At 37.1% G+C, this 21,501-nt stretch carries 24 protein-coding genes and 1 pseudogene (1 of these 25 only partly in view); 13 read left to right on the top strand and 12 right to left on the bottom strand.

From position 1 onward, the window contains the following. Nucleotides 1-28: 28 nt before the first annotated feature. Together PSR14_RS26415 and galU are read left to right on the top strand one after the other, a co-directional pair. Nucleotides 29-1,753, top strand: a complete 1,725-nt coding sequence (locus PSR14_RS26415) for a phospho-sugar mutase (RefSeq protein ID WP_001104211.1) — start codon at nt 29-31, stop codon at nt 1,751-1,753. A 107-nt stretch (nt 1,754-1,860) separates the two neighbouring features. Beyond that, nucleotides 1,861-2,748, top strand: a complete 888-nt coding sequence (gene galU, locus PSR14_RS26410; RefSeq protein ID WP_002163486.1) for a UTP--glucose-1-phosphate uridylyltransferase GalU — start codon at nt 1,861-1,863, stop codon at nt 2,746-2,748. 41 nt (nt 2,749-2,789) lie between these two features. Here the strand turns inward: galU and PSR14_RS26405 are convergent, their stop codons facing one another. Next, nucleotides 2,790-3,383 carry a biotin transporter BioY gene (locus PSR14_RS26405; protein WP_001252157.1) on the bottom strand — a complete coding sequence of 198 codons (594 nt, stop codon included), beginning with the start codon at nt 3,381-3,383 and terminating at the stop codon, nt 2,790-2,792. Nucleotides 3,384-3,433: 50 nt separating this feature from the next. After that, on the bottom strand, nt 3,434-4,177 hold the full coding sequence (locus PSR14_RS26400) for a DUF3298 and DUF4163 domain-containing protein (RefSeq protein ID WP_000810358.1): 744 nt from the start codon (nt 4,175-4,177) through the stop codon (nt 3,434-3,436). Between the two features lie 95 nt (nt 4,178-4,272). On the opposite strand from PSR14_RS26400, the gene PSR14_RS26395 reads away from it, so the two are divergent. Then, nucleotides 4,273-4,656, top strand: coding sequence for a hotdog fold thioesterase (locus tag PSR14_RS26395; RefSeq protein WP_001140608.1), 384 nt, complete (start codon nt 4,273-4,275; stop codon nt 4,654-4,656). Nucleotides 4,657-4,697: 41 nt separating this feature from the next. Here the strand turns inward: PSR14_RS26395 and PSR14_RS26390 are convergent, their stop codons facing one another. Beyond that, a complete protein-coding gene (locus PSR14_RS26390; protein ID WP_000287153.1) occupies nt 4,698-6,074 on the bottom strand; it encodes a glycine--tRNA ligase in 1,377 nt (458 codons plus the stop codon). A gap of 347 nt (nt 6,075-6,421) precedes the next feature. Further along, entirely contained in the window at nt 6,422-7,135 is a 714-nt protein-coding gene (locus tag PSR14_RS26385) for a DNA alkylation repair protein (RefSeq protein WP_073541096.1), read from the bottom strand. Between the two features lie 117 nt (nt 7,136-7,252). Between PSR14_RS26385 and PSR14_RS26380 the strand changes: the two genes are divergently transcribed. Continuing rightward, the gene (locus PSR14_RS26380) at nt 7,253-7,720 is read left to right on the top strand and encodes a hypothetical protein (protein ID WP_000390057.1); all 468 of its coding nucleotides are present in this window, start codon (nt 7,253-7,255) and stop codon (nt 7,718-7,720) included. A gap of 58 nt (nt 7,721-7,778) precedes the next feature. On the opposite strand, the gene PSR14_RS26375 is transcribed toward PSR14_RS26380, so the two are convergent. Further along, a complete protein-coding gene (locus PSR14_RS26375) occupies nt 7,779-9,104 on the bottom strand; it encodes an ArsB/NhaD family transporter (protein WP_000545225.1) in 1,326 nt (441 codons plus the stop codon). A gap of 289 nt (nt 9,105-9,393) precedes the next feature. On the opposite strand from PSR14_RS26375, the gene kapD reads away from it, so the two are divergent. Then, the gene (kapD, locus tag PSR14_RS26370; RefSeq protein WP_001005369.1) at nt 9,394-10,017 is read left to right on the top strand and encodes a 3'-5' exonuclease KapD; all 624 of its coding nucleotides are present in this window, start codon (nt 9,394-9,396) and stop codon (nt 10,015-10,017) included. Between the two features lie 41 nt (nt 10,018-10,058). Here the strand turns inward: kapD and PSR14_RS26365 are convergent, their stop codons facing one another. Further along, entirely contained in the window at nt 10,059-10,442 is a 384-nt protein-coding gene (locus tag PSR14_RS26365; protein ID WP_001209341.1) for a kinase-associated lipoprotein B, read from the bottom strand. Between the two features lie 165 nt (nt 10,443-10,607). Here PSR14_RS26365 and PSR14_RS26360 point away from each other — a divergent pair, with 165 nt between their 5' ends. After that, nucleotides 10,608-10,784: a hypothetical protein gene (locus tag PSR14_RS26360; protein WP_000982758.1), complete on the top strand. Its 177-nt coding sequence runs from the start codon at nt 10,608-10,610 to the stop codon at nt 10,782-10,784. Nucleotides 10,785-10,852: 68 nt separating this feature from the next. Beyond that, nucleotides 10,853-11,392, top strand: a complete 540-nt coding sequence (sodC, locus tag PSR14_RS26355; protein WP_000746506.1) for a superoxide dismutase [Cu-Zn] — start codon at nt 10,853-10,855, stop codon at nt 11,390-11,392. Between the two features lie 185 nt (nt 11,393-11,577). Here the strand turns inward: sodC and PSR14_RS26350 are convergent. Next, nucleotides 11,578-12,729, bottom strand: a pseudogene (locus PSR14_RS26350) (MalY/PatB family protein). A 117-nt stretch (nt 12,730-12,846) separates the two neighbouring features. Between PSR14_RS26350 and PSR14_RS26345 the strand changes: the two are divergent. After that, nucleotides 12,847-13,098: a DUF1871 family protein gene (locus PSR14_RS26345; protein ID WP_000537634.1), complete on the top strand. Its 252-nt coding sequence runs from the start codon at nt 12,847-12,849 to the stop codon at nt 13,096-13,098. Between the two features lie 30 nt (nt 13,099-13,128). Here the strand turns inward: PSR14_RS26345 and PSR14_RS26340 are convergent, their stop codons facing one another. Next, nucleotides 13,129-13,968, bottom strand: coding sequence for an alpha/beta fold hydrolase (locus tag PSR14_RS26340; RefSeq protein WP_001015186.1), 840 nt, complete (start codon nt 13,966-13,968; stop codon nt 13,129-13,131). A 109-nt stretch (nt 13,969-14,077) separates the two neighbouring features. Further along, nucleotides 14,078-15,070, bottom strand: a complete 993-nt coding sequence (locus PSR14_RS26335) for a D-glycerate dehydrogenase (RefSeq protein WP_073541097.1) — start codon at nt 15,068-15,070, stop codon at nt 14,078-14,080. 266 nt (nt 15,071-15,336) lie between these two features. Here PSR14_RS26335 and PSR14_RS26330 point away from each other — a divergent pair, with 266 nt between their 5' ends. From PSR14_RS26330 to yugI, 3 genes are all read left to right on the top strand, one after another. Further along, nucleotides 15,337-15,834 (top strand): Lrp/AsnC family transcriptional regulator, encoded by a 498-nt coding sequence (locus PSR14_RS26330; protein ID WP_000255699.1) that lies wholly within the window; start codon nt 15,337-15,339, stop codon nt 15,832-15,834. Further along, nucleotides 15,831-17,021 (top strand): aminotransferase, encoded by a 1,191-nt coding sequence (locus PSR14_RS26325; protein WP_000808515.1) that lies wholly within the window; start codon nt 15,831-15,833, stop codon nt 17,019-17,021. Before PSR14_RS26330 ends, PSR14_RS26325 begins: the two co-directional genes overlap by 4 nt. 253 nt (nt 17,022-17,274) lie before the next feature. Next, on the top strand, nt 17,275-17,619 hold the full coding sequence (gene yugI, locus PSR14_RS26320; protein ID WP_000003767.1) for a S1 domain-containing post-transcriptional regulator GSP13: 345 nt from the start codon (nt 17,275-17,277) through the stop codon (nt 17,617-17,619). 111 nt (nt 17,620-17,730) lie between these two features. Here the strand turns inward: yugI and PSR14_RS26315 are convergent, their stop codons facing one another. After that, entirely contained in the window at nt 17,731-17,964 is a 234-nt protein-coding gene (locus PSR14_RS26315) for a DUF378 domain-containing protein (protein WP_000105788.1), read from the bottom strand. 274 nt (nt 17,965-18,238) lie between these two features. Between PSR14_RS26315 and PSR14_RS26310 the strand changes: the two genes are divergently transcribed. Further along, a complete protein-coding gene (locus tag PSR14_RS26310) occupies nt 18,239-19,591 on the top strand; it encodes a glucose-6-phosphate isomerase (RefSeq protein ID WP_000103660.1) in 1,353 nt (450 codons plus the stop codon). 107 nt (nt 19,592-19,698) lie between these two features. After that, nucleotides 19,699-20,112: a YugN-like family protein gene (locus PSR14_RS26305; RefSeq protein WP_061536070.1), complete on the top strand. Its 414-nt coding sequence runs from the start codon at nt 19,699-19,701 to the stop codon at nt 20,110-20,112. On the opposite strand, the gene PSR14_RS26300 is transcribed toward PSR14_RS26305, so the two are convergent. Beyond that, nucleotides 20,099-21,094: a TrkA family potassium uptake protein gene (locus PSR14_RS26300; RefSeq protein ID WP_061536071.1), complete on the bottom strand. Its 996-nt coding sequence runs from the start codon at nt 21,092-21,094 to the stop codon at nt 20,099-20,101. The genes PSR14_RS26305 and PSR14_RS26300 overlap by 14 nt on opposite strands. 94 nt (nt 21,095-21,188) lie before the next feature. After that, on the bottom strand, nt 21,189-21,501 hold the final stretch of the coding sequence (locus PSR14_RS26295) for an MgtC/SapB family protein (RefSeq protein ID WP_073541100.1). The gene runs 368 nt beyond the window's last position; 313 of the gene's 681 nt are visible here — the last part of the coding sequence; its start codon lies off the right edge, out of view — the gene reads right to left on this strand; its stop codon occupies nt 21,189-21,191.

Here is a 21,501-nt window from a genome sequence, read left to right as displayed (position 1 = left end):
GGTATGACGAGCGAGAGGAGAGAGAAGAATGAATTGGAAACAAGAATTTAGTCGCTGGCTTTCTTACGCACAATTAGATGCAGAATTAAAAGAACAGCTAGAAAATATGAAGCAAGATGAGAAGAAAATCGAGGATAGCTTTTATAAAAATCTAGAGTTTGGCACAGGTGGTATGCGTGGTGAACTTGGTGCTGGTACGAACCGTTTAAACGTATATACAGTTCGTAAAGCGACAAAAGGATTAGCAAGCTTTATCGAAAAGTTAGGTGAGGAAGCGAAAAAACGCGGTGTTGTTGTAGCCTATGATTCTCGTCATAAATCACCTGAGTTCGCAATGGAAGTTGCTGCTACACTAGGTGCACACGGCATTACAACATATGTGTTTGAAAGCTTACGTCCAACGCCAGTGCTTTCTTTCGCAGTTCGTCATTTACATACAGTGAGTGGAATCGTTCTTACTGCAAGTCATAATCCGCCTGAATATAATGGTTATAAAGTATACGGTGAAGATGGTGGACAGTTGCCTCCGAAAGAAGCTGATGAATTAATTAGCTACGTAAACGCAGTAGAAGACGAGTTAACAGTTGAGGTTGCTAATGTGGAGCGATTAAAAGCTGACGGTTTATTACATATTATTGGACAAGAAGTCGATGATGCATATGCTGCAGAATTGAACAATGTCATTATTAATAAAGAAATGGTGGAAAAGGCCGGCAAAGATTTAAAAATCGTCTTCACACCACTACACGGAACATCAAATATTTCTGTACGCCGTGGTTTAAAAGAAGTTGGATTTACAGATGTAACAGTTGTAAAAGAGCAAGAGTTACCAGATCCGAACTTCTCTACAGTAAAATCACCGAACCCAGAAGAGCATGCAGCATTTGAATATGCAATTCGTGACGGTGAGAAGGTAGGAGCGGATGTATTAATCGCAACAGATCCTGACGCAGATCGCCTTGGTGTAGCAGTTCGTAATCACGATGGTGAGTTCCAAGTATTAACTGGTAACCAAACAGGTGCATTAATGCTTGATTACTTATTATCTCAAAAGAAAGAAAACGGAACGCTACCAGAGAACGGTGTCGTATTAAAAACAATCGTAACGTCTGAAATCGGTCGTACAATCGCGAAAACATACGGTTTAGATACAGTTGATACGTTAACTGGATTTAAATTTATCGGTGAGAAAATTAGACAGTATGAAGAAAGCGGACAATATGAATTCCAATTCGGTTATGAGGAAAGCTATGGTTATTTAATCCGCCCATTCTGCCGTGATAAAGATGCAGTACAATCTGTCCTATTCGCATGTGAAGTAGCTGCATACTACAAATCTCAAGGGAAAACGTTATATGACGGTCTATTAGAAGTATTTGAGAAGTACGGCTTCTTCCGTGAAGACCTTGTGTCGTTAACGTTAAAAGGAAAAGATGGAGCGGAAAAAATCCAAGAGATGATGGCAACATTCCGTGAAAATCCTCCGAAAGAAGTAGCGGGCTTAACGGTTGTAGCAGTTGAAGACTATAAAGCAAGCATTATTACATCTTTACAAGATGGACATAAAGAAGAGATTCACTTACCGAAATCAAATGTGTTAAAATATCAATTAGAGGATGGTTCATGGTTCTGCCTACGTCCATCTGGAACTGAACCGAAGATTAAGTTCTACTTTGGTGTAAAAGATAGTTCTTTACAAAATAGTGAACAAAAGTTACTTACTATTAAAGAAGACATTATGAATCGTTTATAATACAAAGTAATTTTAAGTAGTAAGGAACAAAAGGGAGCGAAATCTCCCTTTTGTTTTATGTAGGAAATGATTGCTATTGATTCCGACAGGAGAGAGGGTATTTTGTGATGAAAAAAGTAAGAAAAGCGATAATCCCAGCAGCTGGATTAGGAACACGTTTTTTACCAGCAACGAAAGCAATGCCGAAAGAAATGTTACCGATAGTAGATAAACCAACGATCCAATACATTGTAGAAGAAGCAGTGAAATCGGGTATCGAAGATATTATTATCGTTACTGGTAAAACAAAGCGTTCTATCGAAGATCATTTTGATAACGCATTTGAACTAGAACAAAACTTATTGGAGAAGAAAAAATATGAGTTGCTTGAAAAAGTACAAGCTTCTTCAAAAATGGTAGATATTCATTACATCCGTCAAAAAGAACCGAAAGGGCTAGGACATGCTGTTTGGTGTGCACGTAAATTCATTGGCGATGAGCCGTTTGCAGTGCTACTAGGTGATGATATTGTCCAAGCTGAGAAACCATGTTTACGTCAATTAATGGATGAGTATGAAAAAACACTTTCTTCTGTTATTGGTGTACAAACTGTTCCAGAGTCGGAAACACATCGCTATGGAATTATTGATCCATTAGAACAAGAAGGTCGTCGTTACCAAGTTCGCAATTTCGTTGAGAAGCCAGCGCAAGGTACAGCACCTTCAAACTTAGCGATTATGGGACGTTACATTTTAACGCCTGAAATCTTTATGTTCTTAGAACAGCAACATGTTGGTGCTGGTGGCGAAATTCAGTTAACAGATGCTATCCAAAGTTTAAACGAAATTCAACGTGTATTCGCTTACGACTTCGAAGGAAAGCGCTATGACGTAGGTGAAAAGTTAGGATTTGTTCAAACGACAATCGAAATGGCACTGCAACACCCAGAATTACGTGATGACATGGTCGTAATGATGAAGAAAATTTTAGAAGAACAAACGAATCAAGAGTCTTAATATAAAAAAGGAGTTGTTCCAGTAGGAACAACTCCTTTTTCTTATGAAATCGTCGAATGAGAATGCTGATAAGCAGAACGACGCACAGCATAGTATATGCGAGGTGCGATAATAGCACCGATAATTGTAAATGCAATATCTTTTACTGCAAACCACATCATAATCATCCAAGCAGCTTTATAGCTCATATTACCGCCCATAAAGAGATTGACTGCCCCGTACATGTAAGTAGTACCGATAATATAAGTTAAAATGATTCCTGTGAAAGAGGCAGTTGCAAATGTACGAAATGTTGGTTTTTCCTTTTGTTCTACGAGTTTTCCTGATACGTAAGCAACGATAATAAATGCGATAATAAAGCCACCAGTAGGATCTAAAAGTGCTCCAAATCCAGCTTTGAAGTTAGCGAAGATTGGTGCACCTGCTACTCCAACTAGCATGTAAACAGTCATTGATAATGCACCAAGTCTACTTCCAAGAAGAAGCCCTGCTAAAATTGCGAAAAATGGTTGCATAGATAATGGGATGCCCGCTACTTGCAGGAATGGTGCCCAAGATACAATATTTGCACCAATGGCCATAAGAGCGACGAACATGGCGGCTAATGCTAAATCTAAAACATGAAATCTCCTCATAATGTTAACCTCCTGTTGTTTTTAAGTTAACATTATCGTAGCGAAACTATTTACTTGTTGTCAATTAAAATATTTTGATAAGAAGGCTTCAAATACTCTCTTAGCAACGTATATGGAATACGAAATTGTGGAATGCCGCTTGAATAAGGTGCAATTTCATATAAAGGGAAATAAATGACGAGATTGTTCGGTTCTAAAAAGAAGTGAAACTTTTTCGTGCTCATGACTTTTTCAGTTGCATCAGGAAAATAAATACTTTCATTTTGTTTAATTTGTCTTACGATCTCAGCACGAATTACGTCTTTATATTTATCTTCTTGTTGAAATAAATCGTCTAAGTGTAGTAACTTTTTTTCTTTTAAATCAAATGTGTTAGCCTTCCACGTATAAAGACCGTGTGCTCCGCCTGTATATTGATAGTAATTCAAATATAGGCTGAGCAAAGGTGATTTATTTAAGGAGACTTTATAATCAACATTCGCCACGTACGGATGAAATGGTGTACTAGATCCTTCTGTTTCTTTATAATATTTTTTTGCGTCTTTTTCTAATTTTGTTTTAAATTTTTCAGTAGATTTTTTGTAATAGAAATTTAGCTTATTTTGAAACTTAGAATCGGAAAAGTTATGAAACGAAGGCCTATTGATTTGATATTCTATATAAGGTTTCTTACCTTTTTGCGTGACAGTCTGAACATCGATTGTCAGGTTGGATGCTTTGGCTGCTAGTGCACAATTTGGTACAATAGTCAGCAAGGAGAACATAAGCGATAGTATAAAAAATTTCTGTTTCATTTAGGTGAAACCTCCTTATATAAGTGTTATACGTAGTTTGAAAGTAAATAGGTAAAATTATACATTTAATTAAAGTGAGAGAAGGGGGAAACGATATGGCAAAAACTTTAATGGATTCGCTTGGAATTGAGTTGTTAGAGATGACAGAAGATAAGGTAGTTGCTACGATGCCTGTTGATGAACGTACACATCAGCCGTTTGGTTTTTTACACGGTGGTGCGTCTCTTGCGTTAGCGGAAACAGTAGCAAGCGTCGGTTCATACAATTTAATTGATCAAGAGAAATGTATTTGCTTCGGTCTAGAAATTAATGCAAACCATATTCGCTCAAAGAAAGATGGAATTGTAACAGCGATCGGAACACCGATACATAGAGGAAACTCAACGATGGTTTGGGATGTACGTATCATTGATGAGAATGACGATTTATTATGTATTTCAAGATGTACAGTAGCAATTAAAGAAAAACGTGAAAAGTAAAAAAAGAGGCTGCTCTAATGAGCAGCCTCTTTTTCTTATAATTAGAACTGGATTTTCTTCTCTAAGAAACCTTTTAGTTCGTTAATTGGCATACGCACTTGTTCCATTGTGTCACGGTCACGTACTGTAACAGCTTTGTCTTCAACTGAGTCGAAGTCATAAGTGATACAGAATGGTGTACCGATTTCGTCTTGACGACGGTAACGTTTACCGATAGAACCAGTTTCGTCAAAGTCTACCATGAAGTCTTTAGCTAGTTCTGCAAATACTTCAGTAGCACCTTCAGATAGCTTTTTAGATAATGGTAAGATCGCTGCTTTGTATGGTGCTAAAGCAGGGTGGAAACGAAGAACTGTACGAGAATCGTTTTCTAATTGCTCTTCTTCATATGCATCACATAAGAACGCTAATGTTACGCGGTCAGCACCTAAAGATGGCTCGATGCAGTACGGTACGTAACGCTCATTCGTTTGTGGATCAATATAGTTAAAGTCTTCGTTAGAGTGTTCCATGTGACGTTTTAAATCGAAGTCTGTACGAGATGCAACGCCCCATAGTTCGCCCCAACCGAATGGGAATTTGAATTCAATGTCAGTTGTTGCGTTACTGTAGTGAGATAATTCCTCTTCACCGTGGTCACGAAGACGCATGCTTTCTTCAGTCATACCAAGTGAAAGTAACCAGTTCTTACAAGTTTCACGCCAGAATGCGAACCACTCTAAATCTTCACCAGGCTTACAGAAGAATTCAAGTTCCATTTGTTCGAATTCACGTGTACGGAATGTGAAGTTACCAGGCGTGATTTCGTTACGGAAGCTCTTACCGATTTGGCCAATACCAAATGGAAGTTTTTTACGCATAGAGCGTTGTACGTTTTTGAAGTTTACGAAAATACCTTGTGCTGTTTCAGGACGAAGGAAGATTTCGTTTGTGCTAGACTCTGTAACACCTTGGAATGTTTTGAACATTAAGTTGAACTGACGGATTTCAGTGAATTCTTCACTACCGCAATCAGGACATTTTACTTCATGTTCTTTCATTAAGTCAGCCATTTGGTCGAAAGTAAGACCATCAACAACCATTTCGATGCCTTTTGCATCTAATGCATCTTCAATTAATTTGTCAGCACGATGACGCGCTTTACATTTTTTACAGTCGATCATTGGATCGTTGAAGTTACCAACGTGACCAGAAGCGATCCAAGTTTTTGGGTTCATTAAAATAGCTGCGTCTAAACCAACGTTGTATGGAGATTCTTGAATGAATTTTTTCCACCAAGCTTTTTTAACGTTATTTTTTAATTCGATTCCAAGTGGACCGTAATCCCAAGTGTTTGCAAGACCACCGTAAATTTCAGAACCAGGGAAAACGAAACCGCGATGTTTCGCTAAGTTTACTACTTGTTCCATTGAATACATAATAAAATCCTCCTTTTGAAAGTTAACGTATTGGCGATGACGTGCTCAGGTAACTTGTGAAACGAGCAGTATATGCTTTGAAAAACATAAAAAAACGCTCATCCCAAGGCTTAATTGCCTAGGGACGAGCGTTTGCCCGCGGTTCCACCCTAGTTGATACACAAAAGGTGCATCCACTTTATCACGTATTGCTCGAGACTGCCGTTTCCTTGCGGCTTCAGGCTTTCACTATCCCTGAATCGCTTTTTGTGCAAGTACTTATAAGTCCGTCATCGCTACTTATATTAATAATAATGAACATATTCTAACACGTTCTTTTTTAAATCTCAATAGAGGAACGCGTCTATCTATGATAGAGTCTCGCCTATTTTTTCGTTATTTATTCCGTAATTTTGTTTAATGTGCTTAATTGCTTCACGCCTGCTGAGCGGGGCAAGCTCGTTATTTTGCACGTATTCCCAAACGACATCGGGATTTGTTTTTGCATATTCGCGAAGGACCCATCCAATCGCTTTTTGAATGAAAAATTCTTTCGAAGAATGTAGTTGTCCAATAACCCAAAAAAGAAGTTCTTCATCCATCTTTTGTTTATATTTTAGCTGGAATAAAATAGCGGCTCGTTGTAACCATATGTTATCTGATGCAATCCATTTTGGAATATAGGCAGAAATCAATTCTGGATGTTGTAAAAAAATATTACCTAAAAATGTAGGGACGATGCTATCGACAGTGTCCCACCAAGATTTTGTTACAATAAGTTCTTCTAAGAAGGGAATATGCGTTTCGTTTATATGCTTTTTATATTTTTGCATTATATCGAGTGCGGCTGCCTGAAATTCTCGTTCTGGTAAATCCCAAAGCTCACGTACGATAATTTGGAAGTCTTTTGGATCTGGGAGAGTATGTATTTGGATGACGTCTTTTAATAATTGTCTTCTTTCAGGTGTTTGAATACCGAGAAATGGGAAGTGATTTTTCATATAACGTGCCATCGGTTCTGCTTTTTCCGGATTTTTGTGAGCTATGAAATGCTCTTGTAATGTTTTTACAAATGGATGCATCGGTTGTTCTCCTCTCTTATTATGTTACTCCTATTATTATACAAAGAGTTTGGTTGAATTTTAAAACATAACTTGCAATGCAATGAAATATGTTGAGAGTAGAGAGGAGAGGATAAGATGGAAGATCAAGGCTTACTAGCAGGTTTCTTTGCTCTTAGTTTTGCGTTTATTCTTGTTATATTGATTTGGGCAGTTATTGCGTATTTGTTAACGGCTTTTGCACTGTATACGATGGCGAAAAATGACGGTGCAACGGATGGAGTTCTAGCATTTATTCCTTTTTTAAATAGTAAAATATGGGGTGATTTAGCGAAAGATAAATTACCCGATTTCTTGAAAGAAGAAGCAGGATGGAAAGTATTCGGCATATATGTCGCATGTTTCATTTTTAATTTCGTACCAATTTTATATTTAATAGCAACAGCTGTATCCATTGTGTTGTCTATTTATCTTATCTACGCTATTTTAGACAGATATGGAACGAACTCTATATTATTTACAATTATTCATGTCATCACATTTTCAGTGTTCTTGCCGATTCACTTGTTCATTATCAGAAATGAGCCGGTGAGGTATAACGAGTAAGTTTAATTTAAATATGTGTAATGAAAAAAGCGCCCTGGTTATCAGAGCGCTTTTTGTGCTACATAAGGTAGCGTACATAAATATAAATATGAGAAATGATTAATGAAACGATCATAATTGGGAAACCGACTTTTAAGAAGTCCATGTAGCTAAATTTATGTCCTTCGCGGCTTGCGATACCTGCGACAATTACGTTAGCAGAAGCGCCGATTAATGTTCCGTTTCCGCCCAGACAAGCACCTAATGCTAATGCCCACCATAATACGTCGATTTGTGCGTCAGCAGGTGATAAACCTAATCCGACAGCCATATCGTTAATAAGAGGAATCATTGTTGCAACGAATGGAATGTTATCAATTGTTGCAGAGGCGATACCAGATACCCATAAAATAAGGATAGATGCGTAAGAAATATCTCCGCCTGTTATGCCAATTACTTTTTGAGCTAACATTTTAATAAGACCGATGTCGATAAGTCCTCCAACGAGTACGAATAGTCCTGCGAAGAAGAAGATTGTTACCCATTCTACACTTGCGAATACTTCTTCAATTTCATGTTCTTTCACACCGATTAACATAAGTACAGTAGCACCAGTTAAAGCGATGATAGCTGCATCAACGTGGAAAATGGAATGAGTCATGAAACCTACAATTGTAAGTCCAAGTACTGTTAAAGATTTTTTCATTAATACTGGATCTTTAATGTATTGCTTTTCATCTAAACTCATTAATTTTTTAACTTGTACAGGATCAGCGATTAATTGTTTGCGGTACATGAAGTAAAGTATTGTCGCTGTCACACCAATGATAATAATTACGATTGGCGCTAAGTTTAGTAAGAAAGCATTGAAATCTAAATGCTTATTGGCAGAACCAATCATAATGTTAGGTGGATCACCAATTAATGTTGCTGTTCCCCCAATGTTTGAAAAAATAATTTCAGAAAGTAAATAAGGGACAGGATTTACTTGCAGTATGCGCGTAATAGATAAAGTAACTGGAACAACAAGAAGTACAGTTGTAACGTTATCTAAAAACGCGGAACCAAGCGCAGTAAGTAAGGAAAGGGAAATTAAAATTTTAATTGGATTTCCTTGCGCTCCTTTTGCCGCTTTAATGGCAACGTATTGGAAGACACCCGATTTACTCGTAATGTTCACCAAAATCATCATACCGATGAGTAGTGTAATCGTCCCCCATTCAATATGTTTCGTAAAGGCGTTGTGTAAATCAACGACCCCCATAATTACCATGAGTGCTGCGCCAAGAAGTGCGATGACAGCGCGATTAATTTTTTCAGAAATAATAATGGCATATGTAATTAAAAAGACTGCGATAGCAAAATAATACTGCCAGTTTGCGAGCTCTTGCGTTGTTTCGTGCAAAACTCTCATCTCCTTTCATTCACTTTTCTTAGTGTGTCAAAAATTAACTAGATGAAACACACATAACGTCATTATAAAGTAGAAAAATGTCGGATGTAAATGAAAGGGTTTATTTTGTTATATTTTCTGCAAAGGTTACTTTTTCTTATTTTTAAAAATATTTGCGGGCATTTGACATATATATAAGATACATCCAATCTGAATATTTAAAATGGAATTAGCATTCGAGCTTGTTCGTGTAGGAGTGTCAAATAGAAAGGAATGACAAAGATGATAAGGAAGGGATCGTATGAATGAACAACAATTTTTATTTTTGGATTTTGAGTTTACGATGCCCCAGCACAGAAAAAAACCAAAAGGATTTTTCCCGGAGATTATTGAGGTAGGACTCGTTTCGGTTGTTGGCTGTAAGGTAGAAGATACGTATTCAGCTCATGTTAGGCCGAAGACTTTTCCTTCTTTAACGGATCGATGTAAGAAGTTTTTAGGGATTAAACAAGAAGTCGTAGATAAAGGAATTTCGTTTCCAGAACTCGTTGAAAAACTTGCAGAATATGAAAAGAGATGTAAACCGACCATTGTTACGTGGGGAAATATGGATATGAAAGTGTTGAAGCATAATTGTGAAAAAGCGGGAGTAGATTTTCCTTTCCAAGGACAGTGTCGTGATTTATCACTTGAGTATAAGAAGTTTTTTGGTGAGAGAAATCAAACAGGATTGTGGAAAGCGATTGAAGCGTATGGAAAAGTAGGGACGGGTAAGCATCATTGTGCGCTAGATGATGCGATGACGACGTATAATATTTTTAAATTAGTAGAAAAAGATAAAGAGTATTTAGTGAAACCAGCACCTCCAACATTAGGGGAACTCGTTGATTTTTCAAAAGTGTTAAAGAAAGTGAGTACACAGTAACGACCAAATTGCACAGTATGTAATTTGGTCGTTTTGTTTTTTTAAAGTTTGTAGTCCTTTTTTAACTGTTCTAATGTTTCTAGACTACGAACCGCAAAAGGTGAATCATCTTCAGAAAATGAATTCATTTGAGTTTCTAATGCTAATTTGAGTGAATCTGTGTAATCTGGAATTTCTCCTTCATATTTCTTCACCATTTGCTCTGGAATGTTCGTCTGTTCACGAAAAGCTAAAGCACGTCTTTCGTGGAAAAATGGTACGTCAGCTTGTTTTACGTTATGTAAGTCACCTTGCACCGGATGTTTTAAAACAGCTAATACTTTTACGACGTAACTGCCAGGGCGGCTATTTGTAACCTCGCCAATGTATTTTCCCGTTTTATAAATACCAGTAACGATTTCGCCAATTTCAAATGTTTCTCTCATATTTTTCACCTCAAGTTTATAGTAAGGAAAGTAGGAGAAGGAGTCAAAGAAATCATTCGCTTTCGGAACGCCCCTTGAGAATATGGATAGGTTCAACTATAATTTAAATGTATATAACAGAAAATTCTGATGTTTTTCGAATCCTATAATTAAGGAGTGTTCGTTATGATGCCTTTATACTTTCCGGAAGATAAAACAGAATATATTATTCCAGGGATTGTTTGTGTTCTATTTATTATCGGTGCGATTGCTACATGGCGTATGTTCGTTCGTGTATCAAAACGAGAAGCAGATCGATTACAGAAAGTTGAAGAAAAGCTGTTAGCTGAAAAGAAACAGTAACTCATTTTTGTATGTTTCCCTCTATGCTCGGACAATCTAAGGGCAGAATGTATTTTGGAGGGAATAAAATGAAAAAACGGCTTTTTTTCAGTTGTTGTTTACTATTTCTGATGGCAGGTTGTGACCAAGGAAAGCCGAAAGAAATTGACGTGAAATTACATAATGCTTCAGGTGATGAAGTGGGGACTGCAAAAGTAACTCAGCAAACAAGCGGAGTGAAAATTACGATTAAAGGGGAAGGTTTCGCACCTGGCCCGCACGGACTACATGTACACGAAATTGGAGAGTGTAAAGCACCTCGTTTTGAATCAGCTGGAAATCATTTTAATCCAGATGATAAAAAGCATGGACTACTCAATCCGAAGGGTGCAGAAAACGGTGATTTACCGAACGTAATTGCAGATGGTTCTGGAAAGATTAAAGCAGAAATTGATGCGCCGCATATAACGCTTAAAGAAGGAAAAACGACGATTCATAGAAAAGATGGAGCGTCTATTATTATTACAGAAAACGCTGATGATGGCATGACACAACCGACAGGTAAATCAGGTGATCGAATTGCTTGTGGTGTTATTGTAAAAAAAGCGTCGGATATGAAGAAAAAGTAAAAGCTACCGTGCGCGGTAGCTTTTTTGTGTAGTGTAAGTGAAAATATATCAGCGATTATTGGAATATATCGACTGTAACTTAAAATATATCGGCGATTATTGGAATATATCGACGATTTTTAAAATATATCGACTTACCGACAAAAGTTGACAAAGGAGGCTGTCCCAAACAGTCTCCTTTCTTATTATGAAAACGTATGGCGCAGCCTATTTAAAATTTCTTCTAAAACAGACCTTGGACAGCCGATGTTAATTCGAATATGTTCTTCGCCGCCTAATCCGTATTTCTCACCAGGCTCAACAATAATTTTTCCTTTTTCTTCGAGCAATTTAGTGCGCTCATTTTGAGAAAGCTGTAGGCGAGAGCAATCAATCCATAATAAAAAGCTACCTTCTGGCTTCGTTACGGAAAGAGTAGGTATGTGATCTTTCATATATTTACAAGCAAATTGAGCATTATCTTCTATATATAATCGAATTTCATTTAGCCAATCATTACATTCTGTATAGGCACTTACCATCGCTGTATAGGCAAATGTATTTAATCCGTGGAAGCCTTGTCTATATTGGATAGATGTAAAGGCTTGACGGAGTTTTTCATTTGGAATGATAATAATCGATGCTTGTAATCCAGCGATATTAAATGTTTTACTTGGAGCCATACAAGTTATCGTGCGCGCTGCTAGTTCTTCAGATAAAGAAGCGAACGGTGTATGTGTATGATTTGCATAAATAATATCGGAATGAATTTCGTCTGCGACAACGATTACATTATATTTGGTACATAAAGATCCAAGCTTTGTTAATTCCTCTTTCGTCCAAACACGGCCTATCGGGTTGTGAGGACTGCAAAGAAGCATAAGTTTGACACCTTGTTGAAATTGCTTTTCTAAATGCTCGAAGTCTATCGCATATGTATCATTTTGTTTCTGTAATGGACTTACGCATAATTGTCTATTGTTTGTTGTGACCATTTCGAAAAATGGGGGATAAATAGGTGGTTGTACGAGAACGGATTCGTTTTCCTTTGTGAAGGCCTGTATGCTCGTACTAAGAGCTGGAACGATTCCGGCGCTAAAGACAATCCACTCTTTTTGAATATCCCAGTTGTACTGTTTTTTTGTCCAGTTACAAATAATATCGCCAATATTTTCGGGAGGAAGTGTATAGCCGAAAATAGGATGCTCGATACGTTTCTTTAAAGCAGCTTGAATTGGTTGTGGTACTTCAAAATCCATATCAGCAATCCACGCGTGGATAAGTTCTTCGTTTTTATATGTATCTCATTTTGTACTATGAGTTCCACGGCGATTGACTGCTTTATGAAATAGTTGCATAAGTTTGCCCCCTTCTTCTGTAAAACCGTTAAGTTATGAAAGTTCTCTCTCTTCTTATAGAATAGCTGATGTGATAGGATAAAGAAAAGTATTAAAAAGTGAAAAGGCGGGAAGCGAATGGGTACATATGAAAAGATGATAGAGGTTGTGAAGAATTGGGATCCGTTTCAAATGGGACCGGAGTTTTATGAAACAGAAGCGAGCGATGTTGTGAACGTCGCAAGTGTGTTTGATGATTCAAAATACATCGCAAAGAAGATTCAACATATATACTTTATGTCTTTTGAGGAAGTACCTGCGCTTGAAAAATGTGAGAAGTTAGCTGTGGAATTACTTATAATAAAAGAAGGCGGAAGTTGTTCATTGTAGGCTGTCGGAATTTCCGACAGCCTTTTTATATTACTGCGCAGAAAAAGCCATAATTTCTTCATAAACATGTTCCGGTTTTTCTTCAGGTAGTAAATGTCCTGTGTTTTCGTAAGAAATAAATTTCGAATTCGGTAAATCTTTGTGCAGACGATGACCTACATGTACAGGGACGACCCGATCTTTTTCACCCCAAATGAGTAGCGTAGGTGTTTCGATTTTTTGTAATTCAGTTGAAGGTAAGTCACCTTCACGATCTCGTATCATACGAGTTAAAGCGGGGAATATACGGTTGTCATAAAAAGGAGCAGAGTAACCTGCCTTCATTTCATCGTCAATTAATGAATGATCATGAACGACATTCATTAAGTTATGAACGATGCCGCGCCGTATAATCCAGTTCTTTACGTATAAATGAAAGAACGGTAAATAAGAAGAGTACAGTAAAGGTAAAGTTGCGCGTGCTAAATAGCTAGAGCTACATAGTAAAATTGTCTTTGAAATTAATTCAGGACGTATACGGTTTACGTAAAGTGAAATTTGGCCGCCCATAGAATGTCCAACTAACACAATGTTTGAGAGAGATAAGTGTTCAATTAAATCGATTATAATCGTTGCTAAATTATGATAAGAATACTTAAATAGATGAGACTTATCACTCTTCCCGAACGGTGGTAAATCAAGAGCAATGACTGTTCCTTCTTTCGATAATAAAGGAATAAGACGGCGGTAGCTGAATGAGGAAGATAAAAAGCCGTGAACGAGTACGAAAGTAGGACGTTCTGTTTTATTTTCATGTTCATACAATTCGTAATGAACAGTAGTGCCGCGAGTGGAAAAAGTGAAATAAGGACAAGTAGATTCGTGATTCATTTTTTGTCACTCCATTGATTTTTGTTCATATCATTTCCAAGGCAGAAAAAAATATGTTAACAAAAAAAGGCAAGATGACGATGTCATCTTGCCTTTCGTATATTCAGTATTACCCGCGAACAATATTAGGCGGTGTTTTTCCTTGTAACGCTGCAACTAAATTTTCAGCGGCGGTCATAGCCATTTGTTGCCTAGTTTTTAATGTTGCAGATCCGATATGTGGTAAGGTCACAACATTTTGTAATGATAAGAGCGGATTGTCTTTTTGAATCGGCTCTTGTGTAAAAGTATCGATGCCTGCTGCAAAGATTTTCTTTTCTGTTAACGCATCGATTAACGCTTCTTCATCTACTGTTTTCCCACGAGAAGCATTAATGAAGATAGCCGTTTCTTTCATGAATGAAAATTCCTTTTCTCCGATAAGATGGTACGTTTCATCTGTTAATGGAGTAAGAAGAACGATAAAGTCAGACTGCTTTAGAAGCGTCTGTAAATCACAATATGTAGCATCGAATTTTTGTTCAGCTTCTTCTTTTCGGCGACGGTTATAATAAAGAACATCCATATCAAATCCGAATTTCGCTCGTTTTGCAACAGCTTCACCAATTCGGCCCATACCGATAATGCCGATTGTACGATGGTGTACATCTAGCCCAAAGTGCTCTTTTCCAATTTCCGCATTCCATTTACCATTTTTTACGTAGGAGTCGAGTTCACAAACACGACGACCAGCAGATAACATAAGAGCAAAAACGAGGTCAGCTACTGTATCATCTAGTACGTAAGGTGTATTTGTTCCGATGACATTGCGCTTTTCCATCGCTTGTAAATCAAAATTATCGTAACCGACAGAAATGTTGCTTACTACTTTTAAGTTAGGAGCCGCCTCCAATAATTCTTCATTAATAGCAGATCCGAAATTTAATAAACCATCTTTATCTTGTATTTTCTCTAGTAGAACATCACGAGGTACCTTCTCATTTTGCTCCCATTTTTCATAATCACAGTGTTCTGATAAATAGTTTTCTACAAATGTTGGAACTGGTTCAGCAATATAAACTTTTGGTTTCACGATTCCATCCCCTTTCGCTTTATCATGCATTTTTCTACTGAGTAAAGTTTCACTTCACCCCGCTTTAACGAGCAGTAAGACTCCCACCTAAAAAGAGGGTTGAGACAAAGAAGTGAGGTGGGAGATCAACTGCTCGTAAAAGCCCGATTGGAGCGGGCTAATAATCCATGGGGTGAACCTTTCCATGGATTAAAGTTTCACTTTATTTTGACATAATTCACTAAAAAAATCTTCTTTTCAAACTGGAAAGGCTATTTGTATAATTTAGACACAAACGAAAAGGAAGGATGATTTATATGGTGACAGAAAAAGAATTAGAATTATTAGCTTGTCTTGAAAAAAGTAGTCGATTATCTGTAGATACATTAGCGAAGCTGTTAAATATAGAAGTAGAAGAAGTAAAGAAAATGGTTGAAAAATTAGAAGCGGAAAAGATTATCGTGGATTATGTAACACATATCGATTGGACGAAGGTGAAAGAACATACAGGTTTAACGGCAATGATTGATGTGAAAGTTACGCCAAAGCACGGCGTTGGGTTCGATGCGGTTGCTGAGCAAATTTATCGTTATTCAGAAGTGAAATCTGTGTATTTAATGTCAGGGACATATGACCTTTCTATTACATTAGAAGGAAAGACAATGGGAGAAGTGGCGATGTTTGTTTCTGAGAAATTAGCAACAATTGAATCTGTCGTTTCTACGACAACGCATTTTATTTTGAAGAAGTATAAACATGAGGGAATTATTTATGAAAAAAACGATGATGATAAGCGAATTGTGGTGACACCATGAAGCAATTTGAACTATCTAGAGCAGCGGAATCTTTACAACCATCTGGTATTCGAAAGTTTTTCGATTTAGCAGCAAATATGAAAGGTGTTATTTCGCTTGGAGTAGGAGAGCCTGATTTCGTTACACCTTGGAATGTGAGGCAAGCATGTATCCGTTCTTTAGAACAAGGATATACGTCATATACAGCAAATGCAGGATTATTGGAGCTCCGTCAAGAAATAGCAAAGTATCTAAAAAAACAATTTGCAGTTTCTTATGATCCAAACGATGAAATCATTGTTACAGTTGGAGCAAGTCAGGCGTTAGATGTAGCGATGCGCGCCATTATAAATCCTGATGATGAAGTACTCATTATTGAGCCAAGTTTCGTTTCTTATGCCCCGCTTGTGACATTAGCTGGAGGCGTTCCAGTTCCTGTGGCGACTACTTTAGAAAATGAATTTAAAGTACAACCAGAACAAATTGAGGCAGCTATTACAGCGAAGACAAAGGCAATTTTACTTTGTTCACCAAATAACCCAACAGGTGCAATGTTAAACAAGTCCGAGCTTGAAGAAATAGCAGTGATTGTTGAGAAGTACAATTTAATCGTATTATCTGATGAAATTTATGCAGAACTTGTATACGACGAAGCATATACAAGTTTCGCGAGTATTAAAAATATGCGCGAGCATACGATTTTAATTTCGGGATTTTCAAAAGGATTTGCAATGACAGGATGGCGTCTTGGTATGATTGCAGCTCCTGTTCATTTTTCAGAATTAATGCTCAAAATTCACCAATATTCTATGATGTGTGCCCCAACGATGTCTCAGTTCGCAGCACTTGAAGCGTTACGTGCGGGGAATGATGAAGTAATTCGGATGAGAGATAGCTATAAGAAACGCCGTAATTTTATGACGACATCTTTCAATGAAATGGGATTAACGTGTCACGTGCCGGGCGGAGCATTTTATGTCTTTCCTTCAATCTCGTCAACTGGACTATCTTCAGCGGAATTTGCAGAACAGTTATTATTAGAAGAAAAAGTGGCTGTTGTACCTGGAAGTGTATTTGGCGAAAGTGGCGAAGGGTTTATTCGTTGTTCGTATGCAACATCGCTTGAACAGCTTATGGAAGCAATGAAGAGAATGGAACGGTTTATAGAGAATAAAAAAAGGACAAAACACAATACGTTTTGTCCATAAAAGGGGGGGAATACTAGAAAGCCATGTGTTAGTATTCTATCCTAATATTGGAGAATTATACTTACTTAAGGAAATTTTTTCATGAATTTTGAATGAGCTCTTTCATAGTGGTATAATTTACTAATATAAGGTATGCGTATCCTGAGTAGCTTTACTTACGGTATGTATTAACTAATCGGATATTTAACAATAAATCATCTGCTTTGCTATCTACAATTGTAGAGAAAATGGTAAACGTATGGGAGTGTTTCATATGTCAGAACAATATACAACAGGAGTGGTTGTAACAGGGAAAGTGACTGGGATTCAAGATTACGGTGCATTTGTAGCGTTAGATGCAGAAACACAAGGACTTGTGCATATATCTGAAATTACAAATGGATATGTAAAGGATATTCATGACTTTTTAAAAGTCGGCGATACAGTAGAAGTAAAAGTACTTTCAATTGATGAAGAACACAGAAAAATGAGTTTATCGTTAAAAGCGGCGAAAAGAAAACAAGGACGGATTCTTATACCGAATCCATCTAAGGACGGATTTAATACGCTGCGAGAAAAGCTAACAGAATGGATTGAAGAGTCTGAGTTAACAAAGTAAAAGAGGAGCGCATATGAGCGTTCCTCTTTTACTTTTTCTTATGATATATATTTGCAAATATGATTGCATGCAATCATATTCGTATGTCGAAGGTGAGTAAGGACATACTGACTAGCGAATTTCGTTCGTTTCTGGGTGAGTACCAAGATTTTCTGATGGTTTAAAGAGTAAACCAAGATTGATCAGCCCAGAAATACCGACGATGCCGTAAATAATACGTGCAAGAGCTGAGTTTTGTCCACCGAAAATGGCTGCCACTAAGTCAAACTGGAAGAACCCAATTAATCCCCAGTTTACAGCGCCAATTACAGTAAAGACTAATGCGATACGTTGCAAAGTACTCATGAAAAAGCCCCCCTTAATTGTGAAGCATGAGCAAGTGATGAGTTAATTAACTCTTTTATAGAATGGGGTAGTTATGTTGTTTTTATACATAAAAAATGTTCGAAATAGGATGTATATACATCTATACCGAAAAATGCGAATTTTTATGCAAAAAATGAACTTTTTTTAAAAAATATATATTGGTTACGTTTACAAGGGGTGAATCGCTTGATTTACAACTTCAGTTTCGCTAAAGTGAATACAGAAATACATATCCATAATTGGAGGGAAAAAGATGAGTACACATGTAACGTTCGACTATTCTAAAGCGTTATCCTTCATCGGTGAACATGAAATCACTTATTTACGTGATGCAGTGAAAGTAACACATCACGCAATCCACGAAAAAACTGGAGCTGGGAACGATTTCCTTGGGTGGGTAGACCTTCCGCTTCAATATGACAAAGAAGAATTTGCTCGCATTCAAAAATGCGCAGAAAAAATTAAAAATGATTCTGACATTTTACTTGTTGTAGGTATCGGTGGTTCTTACCTAGGAGCACGTGCAGCAATTGAAATGTTAAACCATTCTTTCTACAACACACTTTCTAAAGAACAACGTAAAACTCCACAAGTGCTATTTGTTGGACAAAACATTAGCTCCACTTACATGAAAGATTTAATGGATGTACTAGAAGGTAAAGACTTCTCTATTAACGTTATTTCCAAATCAGGTACAACAACAGAGCCAGCACTAGCATTCCGTATTTTCCGTAAGTTATTAGAAGAAAAGTATGGAAAAGAAGAAGCTCGCAAACGTATTTATGCAACGACAGATAAAGCGCGTGGTGCATTAAAAACATTAGCTGATAATGAAGGTTACGAAACATTCGTTATTCCAGATGATGTTGGAGGACGTTTCTCTGTATTAACGCCAGTTGGTTTATTGCCAATCGCAGTGAGTGGCTTAAATATTGAAGAGATGATGAAAGGGGCAGCTGCTGGTCGTGAGGACTTCGGTACATCAGAACTAGAAGAAAACCCAGCTTACCAATACGCAGTAGTTCGTAACGCTCTATACAATAAAGGAAAAACAATTGAAATGCTTGTTAACTATGAGCCAGCACTTCAATACTTCGCTGAGTGGTGGAAACAGTTATTTGGTGAAAGTGAAGGAAAAGATCAAAAAGGTATTTTCCCATCTTCAGCAAACTTCTCAACTGACTTACATTCATTAGGTCAATACGTTCAAGAAGGTCGTCGTGACTTATTTGAAACAGTGCTAAAAGTAGGTAAACCTACACATGAACTAACAATCGAATCAGAAGAAAACGATTTAGATGGATTAAACTACCTTGCTGGTGAAACTGTAGACTTCGTAAACACGAAAGCATACGAAGGTACATTACTTGCACATAGCGATGGCGGAGTACCAAACTTAATCGTAAATATTCCTGAATTAAATGAGTACACATTCGGTTACCTTGTATACTTCTTCGAAAAAGCATGTGCGATGAGCGGCTACTTATTAGGCGTAAATCCATTTGACCAACCAGGGGTAGAAGCATACAAGAAAAACATGTTTGCTTTACTTGGTAAACCAGGATTTGAAGAATTAAAAGCAGAATTAGAAGAGCGTTTAAAATAATAAAAAGCGGCCGGAATCCGGCCGCTTTTTATTATTTCATCGAAAAGTCCATCAGTATATTCAAACTAGAGTGGGTATGCTAAAGAAAAAGTCTAGGAGGGATGGGCTTGATTCCGATTCAATCAAATTTAGAAGGACGTACATATGCGTTATATAAGTTAGAAGAAATAATGAAGCCGCTTGGATATAGCATTGGTGGCAACTGGGATTATGATAAAGGATGCTTTGATTATAAAATCGATGAAGAAGACGGCTATCAATTTTTACGAGTGCCATTTACAGCTGTTGATGGAGAACTAGATGTACCAGGCGTAATAGTTCGTCTTGGAACGCCGTATATTCTTTCGCACGTATATCAAGACGAACTAGATGATCATGTAAATACGTTAACAGCTGGAACGAGTGGAATGGATCAATTTGCTGAGCCGAAAGATCCAGATGGAGATGTAAAAAGAAAATATATCAATATTGGGAAAGTGCTCATGCAAGAATTAGAGCGTCATTTTACTAATGGTGAATAATAATGAGTATGTCGCTTTCAATGAGAACAAAGGAATGAACTGGATTAATGATATATTGTTCGTCGCGCTTTATACCTAGTAAGAGAATGTTTTGCTTTAAAAGAGTATAGCTACAATTGGCAAAAGTTTGTCCGGTGCAGGACATAGGAAGCTCCATCAGTTGTAATTTATTATCAGAGATTTCGTCGTAAAGTGAAAATAGTACACCTGAAATGGAAGGGAATAAAAGAGAAGCGGTAAATACATAGCTCGTTAATTTATTTCCTTCTATAATTTCTGACACGCCAGCTCTCGTTGCATTTTGTATTTGTTCAGAAGTAAGAAGTTCAGCGATGCAGTGAATGTTTGGGTTGAGCCCTTTTGCAGTTAAAATATTTAAAATGGACTGTGTATCCGCTAAGCTTTCATTTTTTTCTTTATCGGCTGTTATTAATATGGTGTGTGCCGTTGTAATATTAGCTTTTAATAACGTTTGGTCGTGATGGGGGCACCCCTTTATAAATTCTAAATGATGAAATGGTTTTGGCAGTAAAGAAAGTGTTTCATCAATTAAAACGATATCAAGGTTTGGTTGTAGTACGTGCATTTGTTTTACAACATGTTTTGCTCGTTCATTCCAGCCGACAATAATCATATGACCGTTAGAAGTCGCAGCTTCTTCTCCTTTAACTTTCATATATTGTTTATTGATCATTTCAGTAGCAAACAGCACCATATAATAAGAGCAAAATCCAGTTCCTAATAAAATAATACTCATACCGATAAGTTTCCCGATTAGTGTATGAGGGGCAAAGTCACCATAGCCAACAGTGAAAATTGTAACGATTGACCACCAAATTCCATCAAACCATGTGGTAAAGTGTGATGGTTCTAATCTATGTATAAGAAAGCCGGAAAAAGCAGTAAGTATAACAATAAAGCAAATTAAACGAAAAATAATGGAATCACGAAATGTATCTACTAAATTCGGACGGGATTTCAATTGCCTATTCCTCCTTACTTTGCAGGACTACATTCATTGTTGCCATTATAGAAAAAAGAAAAACTCTCTAATTTAAAAGAGAGTTTGTTTTACGTTATATACTTTCCACTTCAGTTTGTTGAACACTTTCAAGATGCTGGAGAGCATAGTAAACATCAGCAGTATGTCTTTTTTGATCGATACATAATTTAAGGTGCAGATAGTGCGAGCCATTCTCCAATGTTTTAAGCTTCATATTCTTCACTTTTATATCCATTTCTTTTATTTCTTCAATTACAACCGGGATATTGTCCATATTTCGCACAACAAGTTTTACTGCGATATCACGTTGACGAAATGATCTAGGTCCTACAAATTTCATTGTTAACGGTATAAGTTCAACGCTAATCATAAGGAAACACATTCCG

Origin of the sequence: Bacillus sp. A01H, from assembly GCF_045277205.1 — a bacterium.
Taxonomy (GTDB): Bacteria; Bacillota; Bacilli; order Bacillales; family Bacillaceae_G; genus Bacillus_A; species Bacillus_A paranthracis.
Note: the sequence above shows the minus strand (reverse complement) of the source record. Positions and strands in the feature narration are given on the sequence as shown.

What these genes read in the sequence shown, in the direction of transcription:
- PSR14_RS26315 (WP_000105788.1), bottom strand. Translation starts at nt 17,964, where the DNA reads ATGAGTACTTTGCAACGTATCGCATTAGTCTTTACTGTAATTGGCGCT.
- PSR14_RS26340 (WP_001015186.1), bottom strand. Translation starts at nt 13,968, where the DNA reads ATGAATCACGAATCTACTTGTCCTTATTTCACTTTTTCCACTCGCGGC.
- PSR14_RS26390 (WP_000287153.1), bottom strand. Translation starts at nt 6,074, where the DNA reads ATGTATTCAATGGAACAAGTAGTAAACTTAGCGAAACATCGCGGTTTC.
- PSR14_RS26380 (WP_000390057.1), top strand. Translation starts at nt 7,253, where the DNA reads ATGGAAGATCAAGGCTTACTAGCAGGTTTCTTTGCTCTTAGTTTTGCG.
- sodC (WP_000746506.1), top strand. Translation starts at nt 10,853, where the DNA reads ATGAAAAAACGGCTTTTTTTCAGTTGTTGTTTACTATTTCTGATGGCA.
- PSR14_RS26325 (WP_000808515.1), top strand. Translation starts at nt 15,831, where the DNA reads ATGAAGCAATTTGAACTATCTAGAGCAGCGGAATCTTTACAACCATCT.
- PSR14_RS26395 (WP_001140608.1), top strand. Translation starts at nt 4,273, where the DNA reads ATGGCAAAAACTTTAATGGATTCGCTTGGAATTGAGTTGTTAGAGATG.
- PSR14_RS26360 (WP_000982758.1), top strand. Translation starts at nt 10,608, where the DNA reads ATGATGCCTTTATACTTTCCGGAAGATAAAACAGAATATATTATTCCA.
- PSR14_RS26385 (WP_073541096.1), bottom strand. Translation starts at nt 7,135, where the DNA reads ATGCATCCATTTGTAAAAACATTACAAGAGCATTTCATAGCTCACAAA.
- PSR14_RS26400 (WP_000810358.1), bottom strand. Translation starts at nt 4,177, where the DNA reads ATGAAACAGAAATTTTTTATACTATCGCTTATGTTCTCCTTGCTGACT.
- yugI (WP_000003767.1), top strand. Translation starts at nt 17,275, where the DNA reads ATGTCAGAACAATATACAACAGGAGTGGTTGTAACAGGGAAAGTGACT.
- galU (WP_002163486.1), top strand. Translation starts at nt 1,861, where the DNA reads ATGAAAAAAGTAAGAAAAGCGATAATCCCAGCAGCTGGATTAGGAACA.
- PSR14_RS26310 (WP_000103660.1), top strand. Translation starts at nt 18,239, where the DNA reads ATGAGTACACATGTAACGTTCGACTATTCTAAAGCGTTATCCTTCATC.
- PSR14_RS26335 (WP_073541097.1), bottom strand. Translation starts at nt 15,070, where the DNA reads ATGCATGATAAAGCGAAAGGGGATGGAATCGTGAAACCAAAAGTTTAT.
- PSR14_RS26345 (WP_000537634.1), top strand. Translation starts at nt 12,847, where the DNA reads ATGGGTACATATGAAAAGATGATAGAGGTTGTGAAGAATTGGGATCCG.
- PSR14_RS26415 (WP_001104211.1), top strand. Translation starts at nt 29, where the DNA reads ATGAATTGGAAACAAGAATTTAGTCGCTGGCTTTCTTACGCACAATTA.
- PSR14_RS26330 (WP_000255699.1), top strand. Translation starts at nt 15,337, where the DNA reads ATGGTGACAGAAAAAGAATTAGAATTATTAGCTTGTCTTGAAAAAAGT.
- PSR14_RS26405 (WP_001252157.1), bottom strand. Translation starts at nt 3,383, where the DNA reads ATGAGGAGATTTCATGTTTTAGATTTAGCATTAGCCGCCATGTTCGTC.
- kapD (WP_001005369.1), top strand. Translation starts at nt 9,394, where the DNA reads ATGAATGAACAACAATTTTTATTTTTGGATTTTGAGTTTACGATGCCC.
- PSR14_RS26365 (WP_001209341.1), bottom strand. Translation starts at nt 10,442, where the DNA reads ATGAGAGAAACATTTGAAATTGGCGAAATCGTTACTGGTATTTATAAA.